The organism is Phyllobacterium zundukense (assembly GCF_025452195.1).
Taxonomy (GTDB): Bacteria; Pseudomonadota; Alphaproteobacteria; order Rhizobiales; family Rhizobiaceae; genus Phyllobacterium; species Phyllobacterium zundukense_A.
Genome location: NZ_CP104973.1, coordinates 294,860 through 321,447, shown reverse-complemented (window position 1 = coordinate 321,447; position 26,588 = coordinate 294,860). Strand labels below are relative to the sequence as shown.

Below are 26,588 nucleotides of genomic sequence, written 5' to 3'. Positions count from 1 at the left end.
ACCGTTTTACCAGAAAAAATATCCATGCGCAGAAGGACGACACACAATGAAAGTACTTGTGACAGGGCATCGCGGTTATATTGGAACGGTCATGGCGCCTTTCCTGATGAAAGCCGGCCATGAGGTTCACGGCTACGACGCCGAGCTTTATCGCAGTTGTTCCTACGCCCCAGGCGGTTCGATTGCGGACATTCCGGCGGTTTGCAAGGACGTACGAGACGTGACGGTGAGCGATCTCAAAGGCTTCGACGCGATTATTCATCTCGCCGCATTGTCGAATGATCCGCTCAGCAACCTCAATCCGGATATCACGTATGAAATCAACCATCGCGGCAGCGTGAAGTTTGCTGAAACGGCAAAGAAGGCCGGTGTTTCCCGATTTCTCTTTGCTTCGTCCTGCAGCAACTACGGCAAGTCGGGCGAGGGCATGATAGATGAGACCGGACAGCTCAATCCGGTTACGGCCTATGGCTCGTCCAAAGTGCTTGCCGAGAAGGACATTGCGAAGCTCGCTGATGACAATTTCACACCTGTCTATTTGAGGCCTGCAACCGCCTATGGTCTGTCTCCGATGCTGCGATTTGATATCGTTTTGAACAACCTCGTCGCTTGGGCGGTCACCGAAGGTGTCATCCTGCTCAAATCCGATGGGTCGCCCTGGCGTCCGATCGTCCACATCGAAGATATTTCTCGCGCCTTCCTCGCCGCCATGGAAGCTCCAAAAGCCAAAGTACACAACGAAGCATTTAACGTCGGTCAGTCGGCGCATAATTACCGCATTCGGGAAATTGCAGAGATTGTGGCGCAGGTCGTGCCCGGTTGCAGGCTTGAATTTGCAGATGATGCGGGTCCCGACACGCGTTCCTACCGTGTAAGTTTCGAAAAAATCGCTCGGGTTCTGCCAGCGTTCAAGCCCGTCTGGGACGCAAGGGCCGGTGCAGAGCAGTTGCATGCTGCTTACATGAGTGCCGGATTGACCCTCCAGGAATTCGAGGGGCCACGCTATCAACGCATCAGCAACATCCGGAAGTCGCTGGACGAGGGCACATTGAACCAGAGTCTCCGCCGTATTCCGTCGTCATCTCGGCATCCGGCTTTGGCCGATGCTGTCATATGACCATCCGTGTCTGCCATGAATAGCTTTATGGTATCGTTTGATACGATCAGGGCGACGGGGGACGTCGAGGTTGATGTGGGAATCCGCATTTACGCGCTCGCTGCCCGGCTTTTCCCCATCTGTCGAAGCATCACCGGGGAGGGCGTGCGTGAAACACTGCAAGTCCTCGGTCAGCACATCGATCTGACACAATACGAGGTTCCGACCGGGACGCAGGTGCTTGATTGGACGGTGCCGCAGGAATGGAATATCCGAGACGCCTATATCAAGGATCCATCTGGCCGGAAGGTTCTCGACTTCGCCGACAATAATCTACACGTGCTGGGATACAGCGCGGCTGTGCGACAGACAATGTCCCTCAGCGAACTGAAATCCCACATCCATACCTTGCCTGAACAGCCAGACCTTATTCCTTACAGAACGTCCTACTACAGCGAGCAGTGGGGCCTGTGTATGGCGCACAAGGAGTTCCTGCAACTGGAGGAGGGTGAATATGAAGTTCTGATTGACTCGGAGAAGCGTGACGGACATTTGACCTATGGCGAATTTGTCCACAAGGGTCAGTCAGAAAGAGATGTGCTGCTTTCCGCCCATATCTGTCATCCATCGCTTGCCAATGATAATTGTTCTGGTCTGGCACTGTTGGCCTGTCTGGCCAAAGCCTTGCGCGCACGCAAAACACGCTACAATTACCGCTTCCTTTTCGCACCTGGAACGATCGGTGCGCTGACGTGGCTTGCAGGCAATGAAGACAAGATCTCACGGATCGACCATGGACTGGTTGTCTCTTGCGTCGGTGACGGCGGCGGGCCCAACTACAAGCGGAGCCGCCGTGGCAATTCCATGATCGATCAAGCGATGCAGTACGTATTGAACGCGGACGGCAGGCAGGGAAAGCTTAGCGATTTCAGTCCTTATGGCTACGATGAGCGTCAATATTGTTCGCCGGGATTCAATCTACCGGTTGGGCTGTTTCAACGGAGCGCCTTTGGAACATTTCCAGAATATCACACCTCTGCTGACAATCTGGAGTTCATCTCACCGGAGCATCTGGGCTCGTCCTATCGGATGATCATGGATGCGATCGATATATTGGAGATGAACTGGACGCCGATCAATCTTTTCCCGAAAGGCGAACCTCAGCTTGGCAGGCGTGGTCTTTATTCCGCATTAGGCGGCGACAAGTCTACCGGGGAAACCGCCATGGGGTACCTTTGGGTGCTCAATCTGGCGGATGGCAATCACACTCTGCTCGACATCGCACAGAAATCACACATGTCCTTCCGCGATATCGCCCGCGCCGCGCAACTGCTGCTCGCAAACGGCCTGCTTGCCGAGGCGCCGGAACAAGATCAAGCGGGTGAGGCGTCCAGCAGCGGCCAAGCTTGATCCTTGTCTGACAGGACGGTCGGCTTCGCTGGCCAGTCGATTGCAAATGCTCGATCGTTCCACCTGACGCCGGTCGAGGCCTGCGGATTATAAAACTCCGATATGAGATAGGAGACAGTCGCGTTGTCGTGCAGCGTCTGGAAACCGTGGGCAAATCCCTTCGGGATATAGAGCTGGCGGCAATTGGTGTCGGAAAGTTCGTAGGCCGCCCAACGCCGGTAGTGAGGTGAGTGGGGACGAAGATCGACGATCACGTCCAGGATCGCCCCCCTTACGCAGGAAACCACCTTCACCTCAGCGTGCGGTGCCCTCTGAAAGTGCATACCTCGCAAAGTATGTTTGGTCACCGAATGCGACATGCTGTGCTGAACAAATGTTGTTTCCAGTCCATGTTCTCTGAACTCGTCTACGCAAAACGTTCGGGCGAAGGATCCGCGTGCATCCGAGAGCGGAACCGTCTCGACGAGCCACGCACCGTTCAGTTCTGTCTCGGTAAATCTCATTCTATTCACCCCTGATTTCAGCCATGTCCAACACTGTAGTTTTGTCAAACTCTGCGCACGCGCGAAACTCACAATAAGGGGTAGGCCAACAATCGCCAATGTTCATGCCACGCGGATTGAATGCCCCGCGTGACAGCAACAGCCGCACTCCGTTTGACGGACACCTTATGGGGACGTTCCACCGTTCGGATGAGCCCACTGATCGCATTGTCATATCGCCCGCGCGTGCTGAAGGCCGTAACTTCGGAGCCTGAGGATGGCGCTTGCCCGATGAACCTTATGCGGCAGGTGACTACACGCGATCAGGAGCCGAGGCATGAACATTCAAACCAGTACTCTTTTGTTGGCGAACCGCCCAAGCGACAAAATACACTCCTGTCGCCTGTGCGGCACCGGTTTGAAGGACACTTTCATTGATCTCGGAATGTCACCTCCCTGTGAGAGCTTTGTTCCGCGCGAACTGATCGATTCTATGGAAGCATACTATCCCCTCCACGCTTACGTTTGCGAGGAGTGTCTGCTGGTGCAACTGAGCGAATATGTCAGCCCGGAGGCCATTTTTGAAGAGTATGCGTATTTCTCTTCCTATTCCACCAGCTGGGTCGCGCATGCGAAGAAGTACTGCCATCAGATGGCCGAGCAACTCCAGCTTGGTCGCGACAGTCTTGTCGTCGAGCTCGCCAGCAATGATGGTTACCTGCTTCAGCACTTCCTTCCGATGAACATTCCCGTGCTCGGGGTCGAGCCAGCGGCCAATGTTGCCAAGGTCGCCATTGAGAAGGGTATCCCGACGCGCGTGGAGTTCTTCGGTGAAAAATATGCTCAGACGCTAGTGAATGAAGGACTGCGCGCAGACCTCATCGCCGGCAATAACGTATTGGCGCAGGTACCGGATCTCAACGATTTCGTTGCCGGCATGAAAATCCTGTTGAAGCCGGAAGGTGTAATTACTCTGGAGTTTCCTCATATCGAGAAACTGATCGCCGAAAATCAGTTCGACACGATCTATCACGAGCATTTTTCGTACTTCTCGCTTCTCACAATTGAACTCATGGCCGAACGGCACGAGTTGAAAGTCATCGATGTAGAAGAACTCGGTACGCACGGTGGCTCGTTGCGCGTTCACCTGGCTCATATGGACAGTGAGCGTCCGACTCAGCCAAGTGTGGCCCGAGTTTTGAAAAATGAGGTCGATGCAGGCCTCGACAGGATCGAGACATATACCTCGTTCGTGGAGAACGCCCGCCAGGTAAAGCGTGAGCTTCTATCCTTCCTGATTGAAGCAAAAAAGACCGGCAAGACCATCTGCGGATATGGCGCACCCGGTAAAGGCAATACGCTGCTCAATTATTGCGGTATCGGGACCGATTTCCTCGATTTCACCGTGGACCGGAATCCGTACAAGCACGGCCGCTATACACCCGGTATGCATATCCCGATCGAACCCGTTGAAGCCATCGATCTGGTGAAACCAGACTACATCCTGATCCTGCCCTGGAATCTCAAGGACGAGATCGTTGCACAGATGCGGCATGTCCAGGAATGGGGCGCAAAATTCGTTGTTCCCATTCCAGGTGTCGCCGTCATCGATCCGAAGGAGCTCAAGTCATGAAGGTTGTTCTGTTCTGTGGTGGCATGGGCACCCGCATTCGCGAATATTCGGAAAACGTTCCAAAACCCATGATCCCGCTTGGCTCCCAGCCGATCCTGCGGCATGTCATGCAGTACTATGCCGACTATGGACATGATGATTTCATTCTTTGCCTTGGCTACAAAGCCAACGTCGTCAAGGACTTTTTCCTCAATTGCCGCCCACAGACATTCTCCGACTGTGTGGTCACCGGTGATGGCAATGTGGAGGTGTTGGGTGAGTCGCAAAAAGATTGGCGTATTTCTCTGATCGACACAGGCATCTGGCGCAACATCGGTGAGCGCCTCTGGGCTGTGCGCAATCAAGTCAGAAACGAAAAGATATTTCTCGCCAACTATAGCGACGGCCTGAGCAATGTCGATCTGGACGACATGATAGAAAAGTTCGAAGCCAGTGGAAAAATCGCATGCTTCCTCGCCGTTCGCCCGCCGCTTACCTATCATCTGGCGGACATAGCCGAAGACGGACGTGTGCGTGAATTCCGATCGTCCGACCGTTCCGACATCTGGATCAATGGCGGCTACTTCCTATTCCGTGGCGAGATATTCGACTATATGCGCGAATCCGAGGAACTCGTACTCGAACCCTTCAGCCGGCTCATCGCAGACGACATGCTGATGGCCTACAAGCACGAAGGCTTCTGGCGTTCAATGGATACGCTGCGCGATTGGCAGGCTCTCCAGGAAATGGTTGAGCGCGGTGAAATGCCTTGGACAGCCCATGGCGCACTGAAAGATGGCTCCAACATCCGTTTGGTCAAGGCGCTATGAGGCAATTGCCATTGGCGAGACGCGGAGAGCGTCTTTCTGTCCTTTGCCTCGGAGCGCATTCGGATGATATCGAAATAGGCGCAGGGGGAACAATCCTGCGCCTTATTGCCGATGGCGTTCTGGTTGACATCCACTGGTGCGTGTTGAGCGCACCCGGGATCCGTGCGGATGAAGCAAATGCTTCAGCCATTGCTTTCCTTCAAGGCGCTAGCACGACGAATATCGAACTCGCCGAGTTCGAAGACAGCTATTTTCCCAGTCAATCGCGAGAGATCAAGCAGTGGCTCAATGCTGCGCGCGCGCGGTTCTCGCCCGACGTGATTTTCACCCATGCCCGCGACGACGCGCACCAGGATCACAGGGAAGTAAACCGTCTGACAACCAATGTCTTCCGCGACCATCTTGTGCTCGAATATGAAATTCCAAAATGGGACGGAGATCTCATGCAGCACAACACGTATATGCCGTTGCCGTCCAAAATCATGGACCGGAAGACCGAACTTCTTCTCGAGCACTTCGGGACGCAACGCTCGAAAGACTGGTTCGATGAATTGACATTCAAAGGCTTGGCCCGCCTACGGGGTATGGAATGCCGCGCTGAAGAGCGTTTCGCCGAAGCCTTCACAAATCGCAAATTGGCCTTGGCTATAGGATAACGCCCTGTTGTTCCAGCAGCTCTGCGTCCAAAAACGCGATCAGTTCTATTATCCTTGAGGACATCTCAGAATCTAACGAATCACGTGTTTAAAACGATGCGAATCACTGCATTCGCGTGGTTCGACGCTCTACGCAGCGTTGATCTCAAGTATAAGACTTTCTTTATATGTTTAGTTTGGAGGCAAATGCCGGGGGAAACGAACTAATAAGCATCCCCGACGAATTAATCCAGCGTATGGGATCGGGCTATAGCTGGCTACACCGTCAAATTTTCCACCATCGAAGGAATTATAAGAGGATTAAAGACACTAACAAATAAAGAGCGTAAATTAATATTCGTGAAAAAGAAGTGCGGCTGGACGTGTTTAGGTGCGTTCAATAGATCAACTCGCAACAAAAGATAAAAATTGGGGTTAATACAATGGAGAATATTCATCCATCCCGCTTGGGCAACAATGAACAAGAGCCATATGATCGTGAGATCATTGTAAATAACAACCAACAATCCAACGATAAATACAACGGTAATCGCCAATTCCAGAAATACAGCGCGGAAGATTACTTGGCCATTGTCGACAAGCGCGCTTTGGAACGCGAATGTCTCGCGCAGGCTTTGATCAACCATCACATAGGCCTCAAAGTATTTACATTCGGTAGCTTGGAAGAATGGCAAGCCTCTAAAAAAGAACTATCCAATTTGCGCGCAGTGTTAATCAACACTGGCAACCGCACGCTGGACGATGCCAACCTCACCGCTGAAATCAGCGAACTTGTCGCGACATTCCAGACGGCGGCTGTCGTTGTCGTTGCCGACAATGATGATCTAACCTCTATTCTGAAGGCACTGGAACTCGGCGTTCGTGGATACATCCCCACAACGGTTGGTATCGAAATCTGCATGCAGGCAATTGAACTGGCAATCGCCGGCGGTAAGTTCGTGCCGGCGAGTAGCGTTCTGACTTTGCGTAAACTTTTGGGCGGTCGAAGCGATGAGTTTCGTCACATCACCACTTCGTTCACAGCGCGGCAGTCCGCAGTTGCCGAGGGTCTTCGTCGTGGCAAGGCAAACAAGATTATCGCCTATGAGCTGAACCTCTGCGAAAGCACGGTAAAGGTCCATATTCGCAATATCATGAAGAAACTGGGTGCTACCAATCGGACGGAGGTTGCGTACAAAATCAGCGACATGATTCCGCATGAATCCAGATTCTGAACGGGTTACCTGCTAACCGATATCTGATTTTCAGAGGTATTGATCATGATCGTTTCTGAAGTTTTGCCTCCTCAAGGCGGAATGCCACTATCGCGTATCCTTTCGCTCCTGATGAACAGATGGCTCACAGTTCTATCAGCCATTGTTCTGTGCTTGGGGTTGGCGATAGTGGGCTATATGACCGCCCCGGCCAAGTACAGTTCCGAAGCGATCTTGGCTCTCAACGTTCGCAAACTGCAGGCGCTTCCAAATGAGTCGGTCGTCTCACCGCTTCCGCAGGAAAGTCCGGTTTTGAGGACGGAACTCGACATTATCAGTTCGCGCTCCATGGCCGAGAAAGTACTGGCCGACCTGGATCGTCAAGGTTTTGACTCCAAAGGCAAAATCATTGTGCCTGGGCAAAAAAATCTTGTCGCGACGGATGAAGAAACGCCGTCCGATCGGTCAAGAATTGATGAACTCCTGTCAAATCTTAGTGTTCTCAATGACGGCCGATCATACACGATTTACATCAGTTACCGCGCGAACAATCCGGAATATTCTGCTGCTGTCGCCAATGCGTTTGGTGAAGCGTACCTCAACTATCAAATCGATTTGCAGACTACGGCCACGCGCCGTGTCAGTGATTGGCTGGGCGGAAAGCTAACCAGCCTGCGGGCAACGCTCGAACATTCTGAACGCGCCGCCGCCGATTTTCGCGAGCAATCGGGACTGGTGAAGGCAAACGGCATGACGCTGCAGTCGCAGCAGATTGCTGCGCTGAATGCGGAACTCGCGACGTTGCGGGGAAAGCTTGCAGGTGCTGAGGCCCGGCTCTCAACCGCAATCGAGGCGTCAAAGAACAACTCTGGCGTGGCTTTGTCGGAAATTCTCAATTCCCCGGCCATCTTGGCACTACGGACGGAACAATCCCGAATCGAGAGGAATATTCAGCAGATCAAAGAGAGCGGGGCAACTCAAAGCGTCCAGCTCCCACAACTTAATTCGCAACTTGACTCGTTGAAAGGCCAGATCGGTGCCGAGGTTCAACAAATTCTGGATAGTCTCCGGAACGAGATAAATGTCACGCACCTCCAGCAAGCGTCGGTTGAGGCAAATCTCAAAGAGCTGCAGGACAGCATGTCGACTGCCAACAAAGCCACTGTCCAGGCTGATCAGCTGGATCGCGAAGCTTCGGCAAACCGCGCAATTTATGAAAGCTATCTCACACGTTACAAACAAACGATCGAGCAGGACGGTATCGCGACGGCTGAAGCACGTATGATTTCGCGTGCAGTTCCGGCAAGGTCGAAGGTAAGTCCGCGTCTCTCATCGTGGCTTGCGTTGGGTGGAATTGGCGGCATCTGTTTCGGCATGGCCGGCGCTTTTCTCATGGAATTGCGTGATAAATCGATCCGATCGAGCGTGGCTCTCGAAACAGCAGCGCGGTTACCCATCATCGGCCGGATACCGCAATTGTCGGTCCGCGAGCGGAAAGAAGCCGCACGCATGGTTACCGATGGTAATTCGGGCTTTGGCCGTGCGATCGCCGACCTTCAGGCGCAGCTATTACTGTCGGCATCGACGAAGGCCGCGCGGGCAATTGCCATCACTTCAGCCGGCGACCAGGAGGGCAAGACGCTGATCGTAGCGGGCCTCGCGAGATCGCTATCGGCTACGGGGATACGTACTGTCGTCGTCGACGCCAATTTCCGGAATCCGATGGTTGCGCATGAATTCGGCGATCAGTTCGGACCCTACCTGGAAGAGGTGATCCGTGGCCGGCACACGCTCGAAGCGGCGGTGCAGCACGATCCGGAATCCTCGATCGACTTTGTCGCAACGCAAACCTGTCAGGTTCCGGCAGAATTCTTGCTTGGCCACGAGCAATTCGCCAAAATGATCGCAGAGCTCAAGCGACAGTACGACATTGTTCTTATCGATACGCCCGCTATCTCCAACAGCGCGGATGCCATACGCGCGGCGTCGCTTGCCGACACGACGGTGTTGGTCGTGCGCCGTGATGTCGCCAGAATGGAGGACGTCGTGGCTGCCGTTGCCAAACTACGCGCTGACGGCCGGAAAGTCAGCGGTATCGTTCTCAACAGCGACCACGAAAGCCGGCGTCCGGTCGCCTTGAGCGCTCCACTTGCTCCCACGAAACTCGTCTCCGGACGTGTCGTCAAGGAGCTTGCTGACTACGCAAAAAAACGCTCTTCCACTGCAAAGGCTTGAGGCAATGTTGATCAAACAAAGAAATAACCGCCCGGGATTTGCTCACCGGATCAACAAACTGATGACCGCTTGTGCGTTCTCCTCGCTCCTCTTGTTGTCGCCGGCATGGGGGAACGAAGATCCATATAGAGTGGCATCGGGCGATGTTCTCCTGATCACCGTTTATGGCGATACAGGATTGTCCGGAACGTTTCCCGTCAGCGTGGAAGGGACAATAGGATATCCCATTCTCGGCAATATCCCCGTTGCAAATCAAACCATTGCAGAGATCAGCAGCACTATCAATCAGAAGCTGCTGCAACACATTCCGGGCCTTTCTGTTTCCGTGGCAATGAAGGAATATGCGCCAGTGTTTGTCATTGGCGATGTCCAGAGGCCCGGTAAGTATGAGTTTCGCCCTGGCATGATTGCGCTTGAACTGTTCGCCCTTAGCGGTGGTCTGAAAGAGGCGTTGGACAAGATGGACACAGCAGGGACCCAGCTGGTTACTGCGCGTCAGGACTATTCGGAGACGTCTCTGCAACTGTTTGCTCAAGATGTGAGACGTGCGCGTCTCCAGGCGGAGCTCGACGAAAAGCCGTTTGAATACGTTCTGGACAAGGAAACCATCACCGACGATTTGCCCGCTCGCCAACAAGTAGTCGACTCCGAGCGTCGGGTTTTTGATTTGCGCCTGGCAGCTTTGCACAGCGAAGAAAAAGCTCTCCAGGACCAGAAGCAGAATTATCGGGAAGAGATCGATACGCTGGAAAAAAGTACCAAGCTTCGTAACGAGGAAATTTCTCTTTTGGAACAGAATGTAGGATCCTCGGAGAAGCTTGTATCGCAGGGGCTCACGGCGCAGTCGACGTTGAGAGATAGCCAAAGGCAACTTTCCGCCATGCGCCGCGATGCCCTTGAATTCGGTTCATTTCTCGCACGTGCCCGGCAAAATGAAAACGCTATCGGGCAGCGGCTGCTTGCGTTGAAGGAGCAGCGAGCAAATGACGCCGCCAATCAACTGCGGGACATTGAGCTGGATCTCATTCGCTTGAAGAAGCGACTGGCCTTCATTGTCCAGACAATGGCAGAGATTGGTGCGACAGCGCAGCGGGCAACCACGCGCGATCAGTCTGTGAGGCTAACTTTCTCTGTTGCCCGCATTGTAAATGGCGAGTATCAGGAATCGGAGTTGACTGAACATGATCCGATCAAGGCGGGCGATATCCTGCGGGCCCAATTGGCGGTTCCGAAGGACGTTGCAGCCAATAGTATCAACCCGCCCGGTTAGACCACGCCAGGAGGTATACTTATGCAAAAAAAGCAGCCAGGTTAACCTGGCTGCTTTTTTAATCCCGGGCATAGAGCCTATCGCGCTGCCGTAGCAGTCGGCGCAATATTGTTTGGCGTGAGCATCGACTGTTGCCACCGCATATATAGATCGCTTAGTCCGGTTTCGAGATCGATGCTCGGCCGCCACCCCATGCTTTGCAGACGTGTAGGATCGACCAGCTTTCGCGGGGTTCCATCGGGCTTCGATGCATCGAAGATGATGGAGCCGTCGTAGCCGACAATCTTTGCAATCAGGATTGCGGCATCGTGGATCGAGATTTCGTGTCCCGACCCGATGTTGATAAATTCAGGACCGACATACTTCTTCATCACGAACACGCAGGCGTCGGCCAAATCGTCGACATGCAGGAATTCCCGTTTTGGCGTCCCCGTACCCCAGACAACGGCTGTGGGGCTCCCTGATATCTTGGCTTCGTGCATCTTTCTAATGAGAGCTGGAAGGACATGAGAATTCTGCGGATCGAAATTGTCGTTGGGCCCGTAGAGACTTGTCGGCATCGCCGTCAGGAAATTCTGCCCGTATTCCCGCGCATAGGCTTCGGCAAGCTTGAGGCCCGCGATTTTTGCAACTGCGTAAGCTTCGTTAGTAGGTTCCAGTGCGCCTGTCAGCAAGGAGCTCTCCTGGATCGGCTGATCGGCAAACTTGGGGAAAATACAACTCGATCCCAGCCACAACAATTTCTGTACACCCAGCCTGTGGGCCGAATGTATGATGTTCATGGCGATCATCGTATTGTCATAAAGAAACTCAGCGGGATAGGTTGAATTCGCGATTATTCCGCCGACCTTGGCGGCCGCAATGAAAATGACGTCAGGACGTGCTGACGACATCCATTCTTCGGTTTCCAGCTGCCGCGTCAGATCGAGTTCCTCGTGGGTAACTTCGAGCAGCTCGCAGCCTTCACTCTGGAGGCGGCGTGTCAATGCCGAACCGACCATGCCCGAATGACCTGCCACCCAGACGCGTTTACCTTGCAGATCGAAGTGGTGATTATCTGACTCAGCCATAAAGGTCGTTCCGCCCTTCCTCACGCATGATATTACTCATATCGGAAGCGACCATTTCCGCGACCAGCTCGTCAAACGAAACGGTATGCGTCCAACCCAATGCCTTTCGCGCTTTCGTCAGAATCTCCGAGCAAAAGTTCAACTTCGGTGGGCCGGAAATAGCGCGGGTCGATTTCTATCAGCTCTTTGCCGGATTTCCGGTCATAGCCGACTTCGTCTACACCAGTGCCATTCCATTCGATCTCTTTGCCGACGTGTCCAAAGGCCTTTTCGACGAATTCACGCACAGTATGCGTTTCACCGGTTGCCAAAACAAAGTCGTCGGGCGTTTCATGCTGCACGATGCGCCACATACCTTCGACATAGTCACGAGCGTGGCCCCAGTCGCGCTTGGCGTCAAGATTACCGAGCCGCAACTTGTCCTGCAAGCCGCGTTCAATTGCTGCAACGGCGCGGGTAATTTTGCGCGTCACAAAGGTTTCACCCCGCATTGGACTCTCATGATTGAACAGGATGCCGTTCGATGCATGAAACCCGTATGCTTCCCGGTAATTGACAGTAATCCAGTAGGCGTAGAGTTTTGCAGCTGCATAAGGACTACGCGGATAGAACGCCGTCTTTTCACTCTGGGGTGCTTCGATGCTCTTACCGAACAATTCAGATGTCGAGGCCTGATAGAAGCGGCAAGTCTTTTCGATTTTCATGATACGCATGGCTTCGAGCAGGCGAAGGGTACCAAGAGCGTCCGAATTGGCTGTATACTCCGGGGTCTCGAAGCTGACCTGCACGTGGCTTTGGGCGCCAAGGTTGTATATTTCGTCAGGCTGAACCTCCTGCACAACGCGGCAGAGGTTGGTAGCATCGGTTAGATCGCCGAAATGTAGCCGGAAGCGAACGTCGTCGTCGTGTGGGTCTTGATAAAGATGATCGATACGCGCCGTGTTGAATGACGAGGACCGCCTTTTTAGGCCATGAACGATATAGCCCTTGTTGAGAAGCAGTTCGCTGAGGTAGGCGCCGTCCTGTCCCGTAACGCCAATGATCAGTGCAGTTTTCGCGGCCATCCGTTATTCCCCGGTCTCGCTCTTGAGAGCTTCTTGTTGCTTTAGCCTCGTGACCATTTTTCCCAATTCAAACGGCAGCCGAAGACGATGAAACATTTCAACTTCACTATAGATGGCGCGCGGCGCGATACACTTCGGCAATAGGGATAAGATCGGCTCCCAACCTGAGGGAATACAAGGCATGCCGGGCGCAATGGGGCGTCTAAAAGGGGTGGAAACCGACCGCAACCTCTCCGGAAGGAGTAGGCGGGGTGATCGGTCGCGGAAGATCGTAGTGCCTTTGTTGAACTTGTTCGCCAACCGCGAACTGCGACAATCATGACCAAGAATCTGTGTCTGACAGACGGCCCGGGCTTGAGGCATCCACAAATGAAAATCGTATTTGCAAACCGCTATTTCTCTCCTGATCAATCAGCAACCAGCCGCATGGTGTCGGGATTGGCGTCCGCATTGGCGCGCCGCGGTTTTGAAGTCGCGGCAATCGCTAGCCGCACACCGCACGATCAACCTGACGTGACATTGCCGGCGGAAGAAATGGTGTCAGGGGTTAAGGTAAGCCGTCTATGGGCTACACGGTTCGGACGGAGCAATGTTCTCGGCCGGGCCATCGATTATCTCACCTTTCACGTCTCTGCATTCCTCTGGTGTTTGTGGAACCTCAAGAGCGGCGACGTCTGTGTCGTCTGCACTGATCCCCCCTTGCTCTCCGTCACCACTTCCTTGCCCATTCGCTTGCGTCGCGCACGAATGGTCAACTGGATTATGGACCTTTTCCCCGAGGTCGCCATGGAGCTGGGCATACTGTCGAGTAAAAGCTTGTCAGGAACGATCAGCCGATCGATGCGCAATTGGTCTATGCGCAAATCGGCGATGATCGTTTGCCCGACCGCCAGGATGGCCGCTTATCTCGCCGAGCGTGGTTTCTCCGAGGAACAGGTTTTTGTCATGCACCATTGGTCCGATGGTGATGAGATCTATCCCGTGGAACCGGCATCCAACAGGCTGCGGGCGAGCTGGGGGTTGCAGGACAAGTTCGTGGTCGGCTACTCGGGTAACTTTGGCCGAGCGCACGACTTTTCGACACTCTTGGAAGCGGCCGTGCTGCTGAGCGGGCATGACGATATCCAGTTCCTGATGATTGGTGGCGGTCAGCAGCGAAGCCACGTCGAAGAAATCGTCCGGAATCGCGATTTGAAGAACGTCGTGTTCAAGCCGCTTCAGCCGGCGGAACATATCGCAGAAAGCTTGAGCTCGGCCGATGCTCACATCGTGTCACTTTTGCCCAGGCTCGAACATTGCATCGTCCCGAGCAAGTTCTATGGAATCCTGGCGGCTGGCCGGCCAACTCTCTTCATCGGCGACCCAAACGGCGAGGTAGCGCGAGTGGTCGCCGCTGAAGACTGCGGCGCGGCCGTGGAAATTGGCGAGGGAAGAAAACTCGCGGATTTCATCATGGAGATGAAAAATTCTTCCGAGCGTCGTTGCCAGATGGGTCAAAACGCAAGACGTGTCCTGGAAACTCTGTTCTCACGGGAGAACGCCGAAGTTGCATGGTCGGACGTGATGCTCAGATTTGATAGGCAGACCGGGTTTCCATCAGGATCTTCTGTTTATGAGCCCGCAGAATGACTGGTACCGTTGTTGTTAGCCAGCTGGGCGCTCGCATGCATTACGCCGTTCCCCGCATCTTTGCATCCGAAAACCAGCTGGCGCATTTTTACACAGACATCTGCGCAACCAAAAGCTGGCCGCGCCTTGTCAATGGTCTTCCAAAAAACCTCCTTCCCTCGTCAGTTAAACGCCTTGTCGGTCGTGTGCCAAAAGGCGTAGCACCGAATTTGATTTCCACCTTTCCTGGTTTTGGCCTCCGCTCGGCGGTCCGTAGGCTCCGCCTTGCGAACGTCGTCGAGGAGACGGAACACGCCGTATGGGCCGGATCGGAATTTTCGCGTTTGGTGGTGTCAAGCGGCTTTCATGGCGCAGCGGGCCTTTACGCTTTTGCCGGCGATGCGCTGGAGCAAATGATTGCAGCAAAACAACAAGGCATGTGGACTGCAGTCGAACAGATGATTGCCCCACGTGAGGTCGTTGAAGAACTGGTCGGGAGCGAGCAGCAAAGTTTTCCTGATTGGGCCGGACCAAATACTGACAATGCACATGCCAAAGTTTTTGCAGATCGTGAGAAGGCCGAGTGGGAGCTCGCGGACATTATCATATGTCCTTCGGAATTCGTCCGACGCAACGTCATTGCACGCGGCGGAAAAGCTGAACGATGTGTGGTCGTTCCATATGGCATAGATCCGCAATACCCGCCTCAGGACATTATTCGAATTGGCGGGTCCTTGCGCGTGTTGACCGTGGGACAAGTCGGTCTTCGAAAGGGTTCACCTTATGTCGCAGAGGCAGCGCGTTTGCTCGGCCCGTCCGCGATCTTTCGTATGGCAGGCCCGAACAGCTTGCCCGAGCGTGTCACGGCGCAACTATCGAGGCATGTCGAACTTCGGGGAATCGTCCCGCGTGCGGAGATGGCGGCCGAATATGAGTGGGCCGATGTTTTCCTTTTGCCGTCTATTTGCGAAGGGTCGGCAACTGCTGTTTATGAAGCGCTAGCCGCTGGACTCCCCGTCGTCTGCACGGAAAATGCGGGCAGCGTGGTTCGTGATGGGATCGATGGCTTCATTGTTCCCATTCGCGACGGCACGGCGATAGCAAAAGCAATCACTACATTGGCAGACAATGTCGGGATGCGCGCGGCAATGTCGGAAAGCGCTGTGGCGCGCGCCGCGGACTTCACTGTTGACCGTTATGGTAAACGGTTGCTTTCCGCACTATCGGGCCTTACTGAGCAGCGCGCGCCCGTGTGTGTCGCATGAAAATAGTCCATGTCATATCTTCGATCGACCCTGCCCAAGGAGGGCCGCAGAGCGCTTGCGTGCGGTTGGCTGCTGCCCAGTCAGCGCTAGGCCATGACGTTCACATCGTCAGCTATGGCGGTACCGAAGTTGAAAAGCGAGCATTCACATCTGCTCAAGATGTTCCATTCTTCGCGCTTGTTCACTGGCACTTGCTGGATGATCCGGACCGGATGGAACAGATATTGTGCGTTGAAGGTTCCCGCCAGTTGCGCCAGGTGTTGAAGGCCGCGTCGTTCGTCCACATTCACGGCGTGTGGGAGCCTATTCTCAGAAAAGCTGCAAACACGGCAAGATCGAACCGCATCCCGTACTGCGTCCAGCCACATGGTATGCTCGATGCCTGGAGTATGAAGCAAAAGCAATTGAAGAAGCGAATCGCGTTGCTTCTTGGCTATCGCAAGATGCTGGATCAGGCAAAATTTTTGGTGACGCTCAATAACGATGAGTCCCGACTGCTTCAGCCGCTTCGCCTCAAAGCACCGACTCTCACGATACCGAACGGCATATTCCTGGAAGAGTTCACTGATCTTCCGGGGGCAGGTTTTTTTCGCGAGCGGCTTTCTCTCGCTCACGAAAAGCGGGTCGTTCTCTTTCTGTCACGCCTGCATACCAAGAAGGGATTGGATATCCTCGCGGACGCTTTCAAAGTTATCGCTGCATCGCATCCAGACGTCGACCTTGTTGTGGCAGGTCCCGATGGCGGCGCCCGGGAAAGTTTTGTGGCCCAGATCGATCGACTGCATATCGCGGATCGGGTTCATTTGATCGGCCCCATCTATGGCGGAGACAAACTGCGCGCATTGGTTGATGCCAGCTGCTTTTGTCTTCCGAGCCGCCAAGAAGGTTTCAGCGTCGCCATTACAGAGGCTCTGGCCTGTGGCCTGCCAGCAGTAATTAGCGATGCGTGTCACTTTCCAGAAGTTGAAACGGCAAATGCTGGCTTGGTGGTTCCGCTTGATCCGGCCGACGTTGCTTCCGCGGTCGCAAGTGTATTGGACAATCCGGAAATCGCATCGGCCATGGGGCAGAATGGTCAACGGCTTGTTCGCGAGAATTACACATGGCCGCGCATCGCCGAATTGACGATCCAGGGATATGCTCCCAATCACGATCCAAAGCCTCTATCTAGTACAAGTAGACTTGTGGCTGCTGCGGATCATTGAGCTGCCGCATCCCGGTTGCGCCCTTTGACAGCTTTTGCCGGATTTCCAACGTAGATCGTCCATGGATCGAGCTTGCTGAAGGCGACTCCCCTGGCACCAAGCACCGCTCCCTCGCTAATGACGACTCCGGGTCCCACAAACGCTTCGGCTGCGATCCAGGCATTGGATCCGATTGAAATGGGCCTGCTCTTCAACGGAAATCCTGGATCATTGACGTCGTGGGTGCCCGTGCACAGATGGGAACGCTGTGACACGATGGCGAAGTCCTCGAGCGTGATTTCCGCGACGTTGTAACAGATAACACCGGGTCCCATGGAAGCGTACCGTCCCATGATGAGGTTTCCAGGCCACCATATCTTCACGCTGCTGCGCACGATTGCGGTAGAATGAATGCGAGCGCCGAACCGCCGGAGGAGCCAGCTTCTCCAGGGATAAAAAAATGATGGCGTCCAGGCTGCAAGCAATATCCAGCAGATCGTCCAGAATAGTCTCATCAGTCGGAAGCGAAATGCAAACGTGGCACCGCCCAGGCGCGGCAGGGGCTGCGCCGTGCTGTCGAATGTTGGATCGCTGTAGCGTGATCGCATGATATGACTTTCCTTATCGGGCTGTTGCCACGCCAAAGTTAGCAGGAAGCGACATTCTGCTCGAATAATATGGATGGAGATCTGGTGAACGACTCCGGCACCACGCCAATGTTGGTAGCAAGAATATCAGCATGTGAACCCAGACTGTCAGGACCCAGTCCGTCTGGTGTGATATGGCATGAATGGCGGGTACGATCGAAAATATGTAGACGAGTTGGGCCGACATCTCTCCGCTCTTCGCCGAGGCCCACAAGCGACTCATCAGATAGGCGAGGAGAAGAAACTTCAGGGCGCCAAAATACCAGAAGGACTGAAACGCATCGGCCATACCCGTTTCAGTCGTACCTGTCAGCGGATCGTAATCGCGTGCCGCGACAGGCATTGTCATCATGAGTGACTCTTTGAACTTCGCTCCGACGAGCTGTGCTGGTACATAGTTGAAGACCAGCCTGTTCCAGTGGAACTTGCCATAGTCGAAGTCCATCGTCTCTTCTGTATGATGAAGGCGCCAAATGGCATTCCGCATTTCCGGACCACCATTTTTCAGCAAATCATCGAAATTGGCGGCGACGTTGATTTGAGCGATGTCCTGCCACACGGGTGCCGAATTGGCCCTCGTAATCGTGCGATAGTCACCCATGCTATTCAGCAGGACCGTACCGATAAGAACGCCCGCCAGCATGATGGTTCGCGGTATGACCCACCCCTTATAATACCAGAATGCCAGCGCAAAAATGATAATTAGCTCGACTGCTTCTGCGCGCTTTCCGGTAACGACAATCCGGTCGAAATAAAACATCAGATCGACGCCAATGATAAACGCAGCGGTCCACGAATAGCGGCGGGCAAAACACAGAACGGCGATGGCCATGCCATAGCTCATGAATCGTGCGAAAAAGAGCCACGCGACCGGCGCGCCGCTGATCTGCACGCCAACCATCATCTCACCCGGCAACCGGCTGAGCTTGAAGTAGAAGTACGCGCCTGTGAGAGAAAGAAAAAAAGCCGCGATCAGCAGGCGTTTTTCGTCGAAATCCCAGCGAAAAAAGGCAAAGGGCCTGGCGTTTGAGGACCACCCCAACCAGCACATCGAAAGACAAAGGATCGTGAAAGCGATCGTCTTCGCATACCCGCCTTCTGGAAGAAAACGATCATCTGCCAGTGCCGGAATCTGCGGCAGAATAAAAGCGAAGGTGATCACGCCTACCAGAAAAGGAAACTGATAGATGCGCTCTGGCTTCAGCATACCCCACAGGAGCAGCATGAGCACCGTTCCCAGCACTAGCCACGTCAGAACCCAGCTCATGTTCTCGCCTCCCGCGAAGGAAATGGGGCAGGGATGCGGGTGGATTCCAAGCCGAGAGAATGGCGAATGGCGTACCAGACCGTCTTTGGATACTCTTTCATGATCTGAATTCCATCGGGGCCGAATGCGATCTTCTCGAGTGGCTGACGCGGCTCCACTGGAACCGACATCCAGCGAATATCTGCGGACGCGGCCTCAAAACTCGCCATAGCTCGGCGTGAGTGATACCAGCTCGTCACGAGAGCGGCGCTCCGTACATTCATTTGCTTGAGGATCGGTGATGAGAAAAGCGCATTCTCCCAAGTCGTCCCCGACTGGCACTCGATGGCAATGGCGCTTCGGTCGACACCTTGGTCGACCATTGCTTCGCGTATCCAGTAACAGTCGCCGTCGCCGCTGACCAAGACCCTTGGCGCGACACCCGTTTGCCACAAGCCTGCAGCTCTGGTGGCCCGTGAAGGACCATCTCCCCCAAGAACGACGATCATGTCGACCTTGCCGATTGGATCACGAATCGTCAGGAGCGGATCAGCCAGGAAAAGCGCCAAGGGGGCGGTGGATATCGCCAGCACCGCAGCGAGACCAAGTCCGGCGAAGAACCACTTGCGCGATCGCTTGCGAGCGCGCCGAATCGTCCATCCGGGATGGGTTTGGGCGCGCGTCATACGGAAAGGCCGAGTTCTCGCCGCTGCAACTCTCTCATCTTAATAACGATCATGTATTCATATGACGCGATGAGGCGGCAGTAGTGATAGCCTTGCCAGCCGTCGAGGAAACCGCCGCGGAGAAAATACATATAGGCGAGATCTGGCCGCGGGACGAAATGGCAGGCGGTACGAGAATTCCTTGAGCGCACGCCGTCTGGCTTCTGGTGTGGCACTGAAGAAAGAAGTCCACGGAATCTTCTTGCTGCGAAGGATCTGCAGCGACTCGCGCGCTTCGAAACCCGAATAGCGGTTATGCTTGTCGAACCAGGCGGTCATTCCCTTATTGAAGCTGTAGTGAACGAAATGCGATTGTAGACGCCCGGTCGGACCATCGCCAACGGGACGCGAATGACATTCGCGCTCGTACTGAATACGTTCCGGTCGGGCGAGGCGCGTAATCCACGTGGGATAAAGGCTGCTATGCTTGATCCAGCGACCCATGAACATGTTCTTGTAGCGAGCGCTGAACATTGCTTCGGGCCTGTCCGGATCGGCAGCGATCGCCAGCATTTCATCGCGCAGGTCCTCGGGAGTGATCTCGTCTGCGTCGGGCATATAGACCCATTTGTGCTTGAATTCGATTTCCTTCAGGCCATACATGCGCTGTTTTGTTTCGGTCTCATACTTGTGTTGATAGACACGCGCGCCCGCGGCCTTGGCGATCTCGATGGTTTTGTCGGTACTATAAGAATCCAGCACAACGATATCGTCGCACCATGTCAGCGATGCCAAACATGCCGGCAAGCTCTCTTCTTCATTCAAGGTCATGATCAGGACGGATATTGACAAGGGATCACTCCACACTTTTGGCTAGCTTAAACGGCATCTGAGAACATGCCGGCGTTGTTGTTGGCACTAGGGGGCTGAGGCGTATGAACGATTTCGGCGCGAATTGGAGTCGGCGGCATCGGGTTCAACTGGGCGACCGCCACTGAACGCGACTGCTGAACCCAATCCGTGCCCGTCTCGCTCGAGAGAAACACGAAGGCGGAATGCGCTGCGAGTGGTATCAGCAAGGCCACCGTCATCAGATAGTTCGAAGCTTCGATAATGATGCCAAAGCATCCGATCGCACCGCAGAGCGCCGATGCTGCAAGAATGATATTGGTCGTCGTCCGTGGGGAAATCGACCTGTCGAGCAAGAGATGATGAAGGTGCGAGCGATCGGCCGCCAACGGGCTGCGCCCTGCATAAAGCCGCCGGACAATCAGGCTGAGCGTATCGATCACGGGAATTGCGACGATCCACAGGAGTACGGAAAACGCAATGTGGGTATTGGTCGACAAACGGATTATCAGATAGGCGATTGCAGCGCCTAGCGTCGTGCTGCCGGCATCTCCCAGAAATATTTTGGCACGCGCGATCCAGGGGCTGCGCATATTGAATGCAAGGAACCCGCTGACTGCAGCCAACAGCACGACGATCGGCAGCACCAGCTCGCCAGCGCCTTTCCATCCGGCGACGACCGCAAGCCAGAAAAGAGCCACGGCCGCACTCCCGCCTGCCAAACCATCTATGCCATCGATCATGTTCCAGGAATTGATCAGGCCTACTACGAACAAAATAGCCACGACCGTAAGGAGCAGGAAGGATATGTCGAGAAGGGCAGGCGGAAGTGCGATTCCGGTCACAATGGTCGACCCTGACAGCGGATTGACCAGTATAATTGCTGCAACAAATTGCGCGGCGAGACGCTTCGTTGCCGAGAGTTCATTACGATCGTCGATCACGCCCACGATAATCGTGATGAGGAGGCCGACCCAAAAGTTCAGGGATAGTAGTGGCTCGTTCCCCTGAACGAGCATGACCATTGCGAAGGCGGCGAATATCGCGATACCGCCACAAAGCGGCACGACGCCATCATGCAGTTTTCTCCTGTCCGGATAATCGACGAGAGAACACGCGTGCGACACCTTCTTCAAAACAACGATCAGCAAGGCACTGACTGCCATAGCTGCGAGACAATTGGTGATCCAAACAAACAAGACACACCTCCAGCTGATTGTGCATCCCTCGTGCGAGATGTGTTCACCTCGTCACGGCCGTACGGAATGCTTTTCATGGAGAATATCGCTGCCATTCGCGCGACACCATTTAGGAGAAGTGAGAAGCAGTTCCTCCTGAAGGATGAGCCCCGCGATCTTGCCTGTGTCCCTTTGGACTAATGGAATCGCGCGTATAAAGGGCTATTCTGGGTAAATTGGATACTGATAGGCCGCCATTGTTGCTCCGTGTCACGGTCGCGTCACGTTTGGTTACATAGCCTTGCTGATCCGCAAGTATTTGCAGCACAAAACAGAATTGAAGTGGCCTTTCAAAAATTCCTTTCGAAATAAGCCAAGTACAAGGGGAATACTTCTTTCACCAAGGGCGTAGGGTATGAACATGAGTGTAACAGTTGCGCGTATGGGAACTGACCTTATTCAGCAAGGATCCCCGGTTGACGGCGGATCGAAATTCCGTGGCGGTATATTTATTCATGCCGAAGCCGGAGTTGTTTTCCAGGGGTTGATGCAATCTCTCGAAAGAACATTCCCGGATATTCAGGTCAGCCTCTCAAATAACGTTGGGGACACGGGCACACCCGATCCCGATGTGGGCCTTGTGCTGCTTCACGCCGACTTTGCTTCCGACGTCGTCGACTGCATTGCACGGTGCAAGATGCGCTTCCCGAATGCATCGGTTACGCTGATGATCGATGAGCACAGTCCTTCCACTCAGGAACTCACCGGCCTTTTTGACAGCAAGACAATCCAGGGCCTTCTGCCCTTTAGCTTGAAACTTGATGTTTGGCTCGCGGTCGTCTGGCTATTGCTTAACGGGGGCGATTATTATCCCTCCACCATCATCCGTTCGATGGAAAAGTCACCCAACGTGTCTGGTAAGGTACCGCAGCTCTACAGTCAGGCAGATAATGCTTCCAGCCGGGCATGGCCCGTCAAGACACTGACATTGCGCGAACACGAGATCCTGCAGCTTTTATCGGAAGGCCTGCAGAACAAGATCATTGCAGATCGCCTGACACTCTCGATCCACACGGTCAAGGTTCATGTGCACAATCTGATCCGCAAGTTGCGGGCGCATAACCGCACACAAGCGACGGCGATCTATCGCAACAGCATGAACCATCATGGAATGAAACCGTTCGACACAACAGTTGTGCACTAACCCAACGGTCAGTCCAACTACCTCTAATGCAGGCCTTCTACCTCATATTGGCGCCTTGTACGGTCTCACACCAGATGTAAGATGGTAACATGACGCTATTCCAGCCACATAGATTCGATGATCAATCGAACAGAACCAACGAATGCAAGAGCGCGCTCCAGGCAGCATTTGAGGAATTGGTGGATGAGGCGTTGACCGCCGGTTGGGACAGGTATGAGGTTTCCCTCGCTTTGTCCGAACTTGGCGAACAACTGGTCCAGGCGACAGCTGAGAGTGCCGGCTCCGAAGCCGACATCGCGATCGCCAAAGCGATATTCGAAATCAAGCGCGCGTTCTGACCGTCCATTCAAAATGGATCAGGCTGTCATGACTGTTAAATGACAGTTCTGGCGTTTTCTCGTGTTTCTCCACTTGAATTTCTCTTGTGTATAGTTTTTTGAATATTCTGCACTGTAGTATTTCGGTGACTCAATCGAATTTATTATTTACTAGCCGGTTCCTGCCAAAAGACCGCGACCATGGCCGCGGTGGGGAAGGAAATCAGCGGCTAAGTCTCGAATTTCAGCGTCTTATCAGGCGATTGCGCTTGCCATCAGGAATACCTTAATTCATAGTTATTAGACTTTATGCTAATACTCCCTCTAGTGAACTATTTGAAGCTATAGTAGAGTTAATGGCAAGGCAGAACGGCATTTATCGATTGACAGGGTTACGTATTCAGAAAATCAAATAAAATCCGGGGTTTAGGCGGAATGAAGCTGGCGGTTTTTGGAGAGGCAACTGTTAGTCTGGGCGGGCAACTCGTCCCGCGCGTACCTGCGAACTTTCTTCGTATAATAGTCTATCTGCTTCTCGAGAGTCCCAATCATTCTGTTTCCCGCGGCAAGCTTGCTCAGGTTTTCTGGTCCGATACGGATCAGGCCCATGCTTCCATGAATTTGCGCCAGAGCCTGGCGCGCATCCGCAAATTCCAGGAACAGTACGGCCTCAACCTTGTCCAGGGTGACGCCACATATGTCTATCTTAACCTGTCGCAGGTGAGGGCAGAACTGCTCAGCATCGATCTCCTTGAATATCTGGAATTTGCGCAGTTGGGCGACATAGAGTCTGTCCTCAGTCTCGCCGGCCTTTATACTGGCGACCTGCTCGCGCATAACGAGCCGCAGAACTCCGATTTCGACGAATGGCTGGACGTTCAGCGCGTCAAGCTGCGCGATGATCTGATCACGACACTCTTGAGGATGGTCAACCAGCCGGTTGGGGTCAGCATCGATGAAAAGCGTCAATGCGCCCGCAAGCTGATCGAGATCGATCCCTATCAGGAGGTCGGCTATCGCACTTTGATGCAGACCGCATCGCAACTGGGTCTGATCGCGAAGGTGGAACGCACGTTCCGCGAATGCGCCAAGAAGCTCCGTGACGATCTCGATGTCGATCCGGAAGAAGAGACGATCGAGCTTTACCAGAAACTGCTGCCGAAGCTTTCACCAGCGACAACGCGAGCCCTTATCCTGCCGCAGCCGGCTCCTCCGCTCGTTGCCAATGGCGTGGAAATCCAGACCCCGCAATCGATCCTGGCGACGACCCAGCTTGAGCAGAACAAAAGGGCTGGTCTGCCGCGAGTCATGGTCCTTTATATGCCGCACAATGCAGCGGATCCCATGGAGCAGCTTGCAGCCTCGCTCGTAGACGATATTACCATCGGGCTTTGCCGTCTGCGTACGCTGTCGGTTGTTGCGCCCTATACATCGAAGAGGGTCGTCTCCGAATCTCCCATTGACAGTTTCGAAGGGCTGAATGCGCAATTCGGAGTCAACTATGCCGTCGACAGCAAGATCGTGCGCCGCGACGGTTTCTGTTTCCTGTCGGTGAAATTGGTCGATGTTGCTACGCAGGAAATCGTCTGGGCCGAAAAACAGAAGTTCGATTATGTCCTGCCCGAGCAGCAGTACCGCCAGTTGTCGATCCGCATCATACTCTCCGTTGTTTCGGTCATCGAGAAATCCGAACTTGACCGCTACAACAAGCTTTACCAGGACCCGAATGCTTACTACTGGTATCTCATCGGCAAGAAGGAAATAGACAAGTTCGACCTTCCAAAATTGCATCAATCGCGCCAGGCGTTCAAGAATGCCCTGACGGCTTCGCCAGATTTCGTGCCGGCTCTAAGTGGCATCGCGCGAACGATGCAGAAGGAATGGTTGATGCGTGCTCGAAGCGAGAAGGATATCCTCCTTGAGGGTGAGCAGATCGCCAAGCGTGCCGCACCGGCCGACCCAGATGATGAGCGGCCTTTGCGCGAACTTGGCACCATCAGCATGTATCTTGGTAAATTCGACGACAGTCTCGAATATTTCGACCAGGGCGAGTCCATTAATCCGCAGCATGCCGATCTCCTTGCCGACTATGCTGATGCACTTAACCACTACGGCTATCTTGAGCTTTCATTTGAGAAGATTGAGCAGGCCATCGCTTTGAATCCGTTAGCCCCTGACTACTATTATTGGGTAGGCGCGGGCACACTTCACGACCTCGATCGGTATTCTGAGGCCATCGACTTTATACAGCGCATGCAGAACCCGCGCGTTGCTGCGCGTCCTATGGCAGCCTGCTGGGCCATGCTTGGCGAAAAAGAGAAAGCGTTCGAATGCAGAGATCAAGCACTAGAGGACAATCCAAACTTTAGAATTGATGACTGGATCAAGGGCATGTGCCTGAGAGTCCCGGAACAGCGTCAGAAATACGAAGACTCGCTCCGTGAAGCAGGGTTTCAATAATCAGCAACATCCGAACTTCAAGTAAAGGGACCATACTATGGCGAAATATTTTATCCTCGGCGAGGCCGGGCAGGCTGAGCTTTGGCTGGTTGACGTGGAAAATGGAACAGTTGCGCCGGCGGCCGGGGTCGGCGACGCTGGTTTGGTCGAGACCATTGAGACCGCAAGAAAGCAAGGATTAACGATCATAAAAGGTGTGGATGTTGCGATTGCAACCAATAACAGATCCGATAGCGCAACGAAATCGCATATTGTTGATCCAGCCCCAGTTAACAAGTAAGTTAAATTTTGCAGAAAAAGGGGTCGTTTTCATACTTCTTCTTGATCTAAAATAGAATCGTCATACGTTCGCCATGTGGGCTCTCCTTCATAGAAAGGTTATTCGCATGGCAACGTTTTATATCATGAATGATCCAGAGACGAACGCGCTTTGGCTCGTCAACTCTGAAACTCAAACGGTCGAGCCTCTCGATCGTGATTTAATCGCCTCTTCAGGACTGGCTGGCAGTGAATTCATTGATTCGATTGCCAATCGACCCGGAAATATCTTTGCTGCCGATGCAAGCCGGAGTGACGCTACTGGTCGCGCTCATTCTAGCGGTATGGTAATGACGGCGGGCAGGCGGAATGATCCGTCGGACCGTGCGCATTTCTTTGGCCCTGCGTCGAAAGAAGCAGATATCGTCGTAACAGTGAACGCACGGGATGAAACATCTGATCGTGCGCACTCCAGCAGCCCGGTTGTGGATAGCGTGTATCGCAGCAATCCATCGGAGCGAGCGCATTCCGCCGGTCCGGTTGTGGACCGCGTGTATCGCAGCAATCCATCGGAGCGTGCGCATTCCGCTGGTCCGGTTGTGGACAGCATGTATCGCAGCAATCCGTCGGAGCATGCGCATTCTGCCGGTCCGGTTGTGGCCAGTGGGTACCGCAGCAATCCGTCGGAACGGGCGCATTCCGCTGGTCCCGCGGCACTAAACTAAACACTGTTGCAAGCGCGTTATCCAGCATCTGGATAGTTTGCAATAAATGCGTGCTTTGCGGCCT

Annotated in this window: 22 protein-coding genes and 2 pseudogenes; 16 read left to right on the top strand and 8 right to left on the bottom strand. The window is 53.9% G+C overall.

Going from position 1 to position 26,588, the window contains the following annotated elements:
- Window positions 1–46 precede the first annotated feature (46 nt).
- The gene (locus tag N8E88_RS13940) at window positions 47–1,117 is read left to right on the top strand and encodes an NAD-dependent epimerase/dehydratase family protein (RefSeq protein WP_262294186.1); all 1,071 of its coding nucleotides are present in this window, start codon (window positions 47–49) and stop codon (window positions 1,115–1,117) included.
- 27 nt (window positions 1,118–1,144) lie between these two features.
- Complete coding sequence (locus N8E88_RS13935) at window positions 1,145–2,506, top strand: DUF4910 domain-containing protein (RefSeq protein ID WP_262294185.1); 1,362 nt, start codon at window positions 1,145–1,147, stop codon at window positions 2,504–2,506.
- Here the strand turns inward: N8E88_RS13935 and rfbC are convergent.
- Entirely contained in the window at window positions 2,470–3,009 is a 540-nt protein-coding gene (gene rfbC, locus N8E88_RS13930; RefSeq protein WP_262294184.1) for a dTDP-4-dehydrorhamnose 3,5-epimerase, read from the bottom strand. The genes N8E88_RS13935 and rfbC overlap by 37 nt on opposite strands.
- Before the next feature lie 316 nt (window positions 3,010–3,325).
- Here rfbC and N8E88_RS13925 point away from each other — a divergent pair, with 316 nt between their 5' ends.
- The 6 genes from N8E88_RS13925 (at window position 3,326) to N8E88_RS13900 (ending at window position 10,784) form a co-directional block, all read left to right on the top strand.
- Window positions 3,326–4,621, top strand: a complete 1,296-nt coding sequence (locus N8E88_RS13925; RefSeq protein WP_262294183.1) for a class I SAM-dependent methyltransferase — start codon at window positions 3,326–3,328, stop codon at window positions 4,619–4,621.
- On the top strand, window positions 4,618–5,430 hold the full coding sequence (locus tag N8E88_RS13920) for a sugar phosphate nucleotidyltransferase (RefSeq protein ID WP_112526197.1): 813 nt from the start codon (window positions 4,618–4,620) through the stop codon (window positions 5,428–5,430). Before N8E88_RS13925 ends, N8E88_RS13920 begins: the two co-directional genes overlap by 4 nt.
- Complete coding sequence (locus tag N8E88_RS13915) at window positions 5,427–6,086, top strand: PIG-L deacetylase family protein (protein ID WP_262294182.1); 660 nt, start codon at window positions 5,427–5,429, stop codon at window positions 6,084–6,086. The genes N8E88_RS13920 and N8E88_RS13915 overlap by 4 nt, the downstream gene beginning before the upstream one ends.
- Window positions 6,087–6,508: 422 nt before the next feature.
- Entirely contained in the window at window positions 6,509–7,300 is a 792-nt protein-coding gene (locus tag N8E88_RS13910; RefSeq protein WP_262294181.1) for a response regulator transcription factor, read from the top strand.
- A 45-nt stretch (window positions 7,301–7,345) separates the two neighbouring features.
- A complete protein-coding gene (locus N8E88_RS13905) occupies window positions 7,346–9,514 on the top strand; it encodes a GumC family protein (RefSeq protein ID WP_262294180.1) in 2,169 nt (722 codons plus the stop codon).
- A 61-nt stretch (window positions 9,515–9,575) separates the two neighbouring features.
- Window positions 9,576–10,784 carry a polysaccharide biosynthesis/export family protein gene (locus N8E88_RS13900; RefSeq protein WP_262294179.1) on the top strand — a complete coding sequence of 403 codons (1,209 nt, stop codon included), beginning with the start codon at window positions 9,576–9,578 and terminating at the stop codon, window positions 10,782–10,784.
- A gap of 77 nt (window positions 10,785–10,861) precedes the next feature.
- On the opposite strand, the gene N8E88_RS13895 is transcribed toward N8E88_RS13900, so the two are convergent.
- Both N8E88_RS13895 and gmd read right to left on the bottom strand, forming a co-directional pair.
- Window positions 10,862–11,854, bottom strand: coding sequence for a GDP-L-fucose synthase family protein (locus N8E88_RS13895; protein WP_315975286.1), 993 nt, complete (start codon window positions 11,852–11,854; stop codon window positions 10,862–10,864).
- Window positions 11,847–12,918 (bottom strand): annotated as a pseudogene (gene gmd / locus N8E88_RS13890) (GDP-mannose 4,6-dehydratase). The gene N8E88_RS13895 and the pseudogene gmd overlap by 8 nt, the downstream one beginning before the upstream one ends.
- 318 nt (window positions 12,919–13,236) lie before the next feature.
- Between gmd and N8E88_RS13885 the strand changes: the two are divergent.
- From N8E88_RS13885 to N8E88_RS13875, 3 genes are read left to right on the top strand one after another with little or no spacing between them, the layout of a single operon-like run.
- Window positions 13,237–14,547, top strand: coding sequence for a glycosyltransferase family 4 protein (locus N8E88_RS13885; RefSeq protein ID WP_315975285.1), 1,311 nt, complete (start codon window positions 13,237–13,239; stop codon window positions 14,545–14,547).
- The gene (locus tag N8E88_RS13880; protein WP_262294178.1) at window positions 14,544–15,791 is read left to right on the top strand and encodes a glycosyltransferase family 4 protein; all 1,248 of its coding nucleotides are present in this window, start codon (window positions 14,544–14,546) and stop codon (window positions 15,789–15,791) included. The genes N8E88_RS13885 and N8E88_RS13880 overlap by 4 nt, the downstream gene beginning before the upstream one ends.
- Window positions 15,788–16,996, top strand: coding sequence for a glycosyltransferase (locus N8E88_RS13875; protein WP_262294177.1), 1,209 nt, complete (start codon window positions 15,788–15,790; stop codon window positions 16,994–16,996). The genes N8E88_RS13880 and N8E88_RS13875 overlap by 4 nt, the downstream gene beginning before the upstream one ends.
- Here the strand turns inward: N8E88_RS13875 and N8E88_RS13870 are convergent.
- The 5 genes and pseudogenes from N8E88_RS13870 to N8E88_RS13850 all read right to left on the bottom strand — a co-directional run bounded on the left by N8E88_RS13870 (window position 16,990) and on the right by N8E88_RS13850 (window position 21,581).
- Window positions 16,990–17,583, bottom strand: a complete 594-nt coding sequence (locus tag N8E88_RS13870; protein ID WP_262294176.1) for an LbetaH domain-containing protein — start codon at window positions 17,581–17,583, stop codon at window positions 16,990–16,992. The genes N8E88_RS13875 and N8E88_RS13870 overlap by 7 nt on opposite strands.
- Before the next feature lie 13 nt (window positions 17,584–17,596).
- On the bottom strand, window positions 17,597–18,889 hold the full coding sequence (locus N8E88_RS13865) for a hypothetical protein (RefSeq protein ID WP_262294175.1): 1,293 nt from the start codon (window positions 18,887–18,889) through the stop codon (window positions 17,597–17,599).
- A complete protein-coding gene (locus tag N8E88_RS13860; protein WP_262294174.1) occupies window positions 18,886–19,554 on the bottom strand; it encodes a YdcF family protein in 669 nt (222 codons plus the stop codon). The genes N8E88_RS13865 and N8E88_RS13860 overlap by 4 nt, the downstream gene beginning before the upstream one ends.
- Window positions 19,551–20,385 (bottom strand): annotated as a pseudogene (locus tag N8E88_RS13855) (glycosyltransferase family 2 protein). The gene N8E88_RS13860 and the pseudogene N8E88_RS13855 overlap by 4 nt, the downstream one beginning before the upstream one ends.
- A 26-nt stretch (window positions 20,386–20,411) precedes the next feature.
- Entirely contained in the window at window positions 20,412–21,581 is a 1,170-nt protein-coding gene (locus tag N8E88_RS13850; RefSeq protein WP_262294173.1) for an MraY family glycosyltransferase, read from the bottom strand.
- Between the two features lie 400 nt (window positions 21,582–21,981).
- Between N8E88_RS13850 and N8E88_RS13845 the strand changes: the two genes are divergently transcribed.
- The 5 genes from N8E88_RS13845 (at window position 21,982) to N8E88_RS13825 (ending at window position 26,524) form a co-directional block, all read left to right on the top strand.
- Window positions 21,982–22,764, top strand: coding sequence for a response regulator transcription factor (locus N8E88_RS13845; RefSeq protein WP_262294172.1), 783 nt, complete (start codon window positions 21,982–21,984; stop codon window positions 22,762–22,764).
- 89 nt (window positions 22,765–22,853) lie between these two features.
- Entirely contained in the window at window positions 22,854–23,102 is a 249-nt protein-coding gene (locus tag N8E88_RS13840) for a hypothetical protein (protein WP_262294171.1), read from the top strand.
- Between the two features lie 414 nt (window positions 23,103–23,516).
- Complete coding sequence (locus tag N8E88_RS13835) at window positions 23,517–25,541, top strand: BTAD domain-containing putative transcriptional regulator (protein ID WP_262294170.1); 2,025 nt, start codon at window positions 23,517–23,519, stop codon at window positions 25,539–25,541.
- A 37-nt stretch (window positions 25,542–25,578) separates the two neighbouring features.
- Complete coding sequence (locus tag N8E88_RS13830) at window positions 25,579–25,821, top strand: hypothetical protein (RefSeq protein ID WP_262294169.1); 243 nt, start codon at window positions 25,579–25,581, stop codon at window positions 25,819–25,821.
- 106 nt (window positions 25,822–25,927) lie between these two features.
- On the top strand, window positions 25,928–26,524 hold the full coding sequence (locus N8E88_RS13825; RefSeq protein ID WP_262294168.1) for a hypothetical protein: 597 nt from the start codon (window positions 25,928–25,930) through the stop codon (window positions 26,522–26,524).
- Window positions 26,525–26,588: the final 64 nt, after the last annotated feature.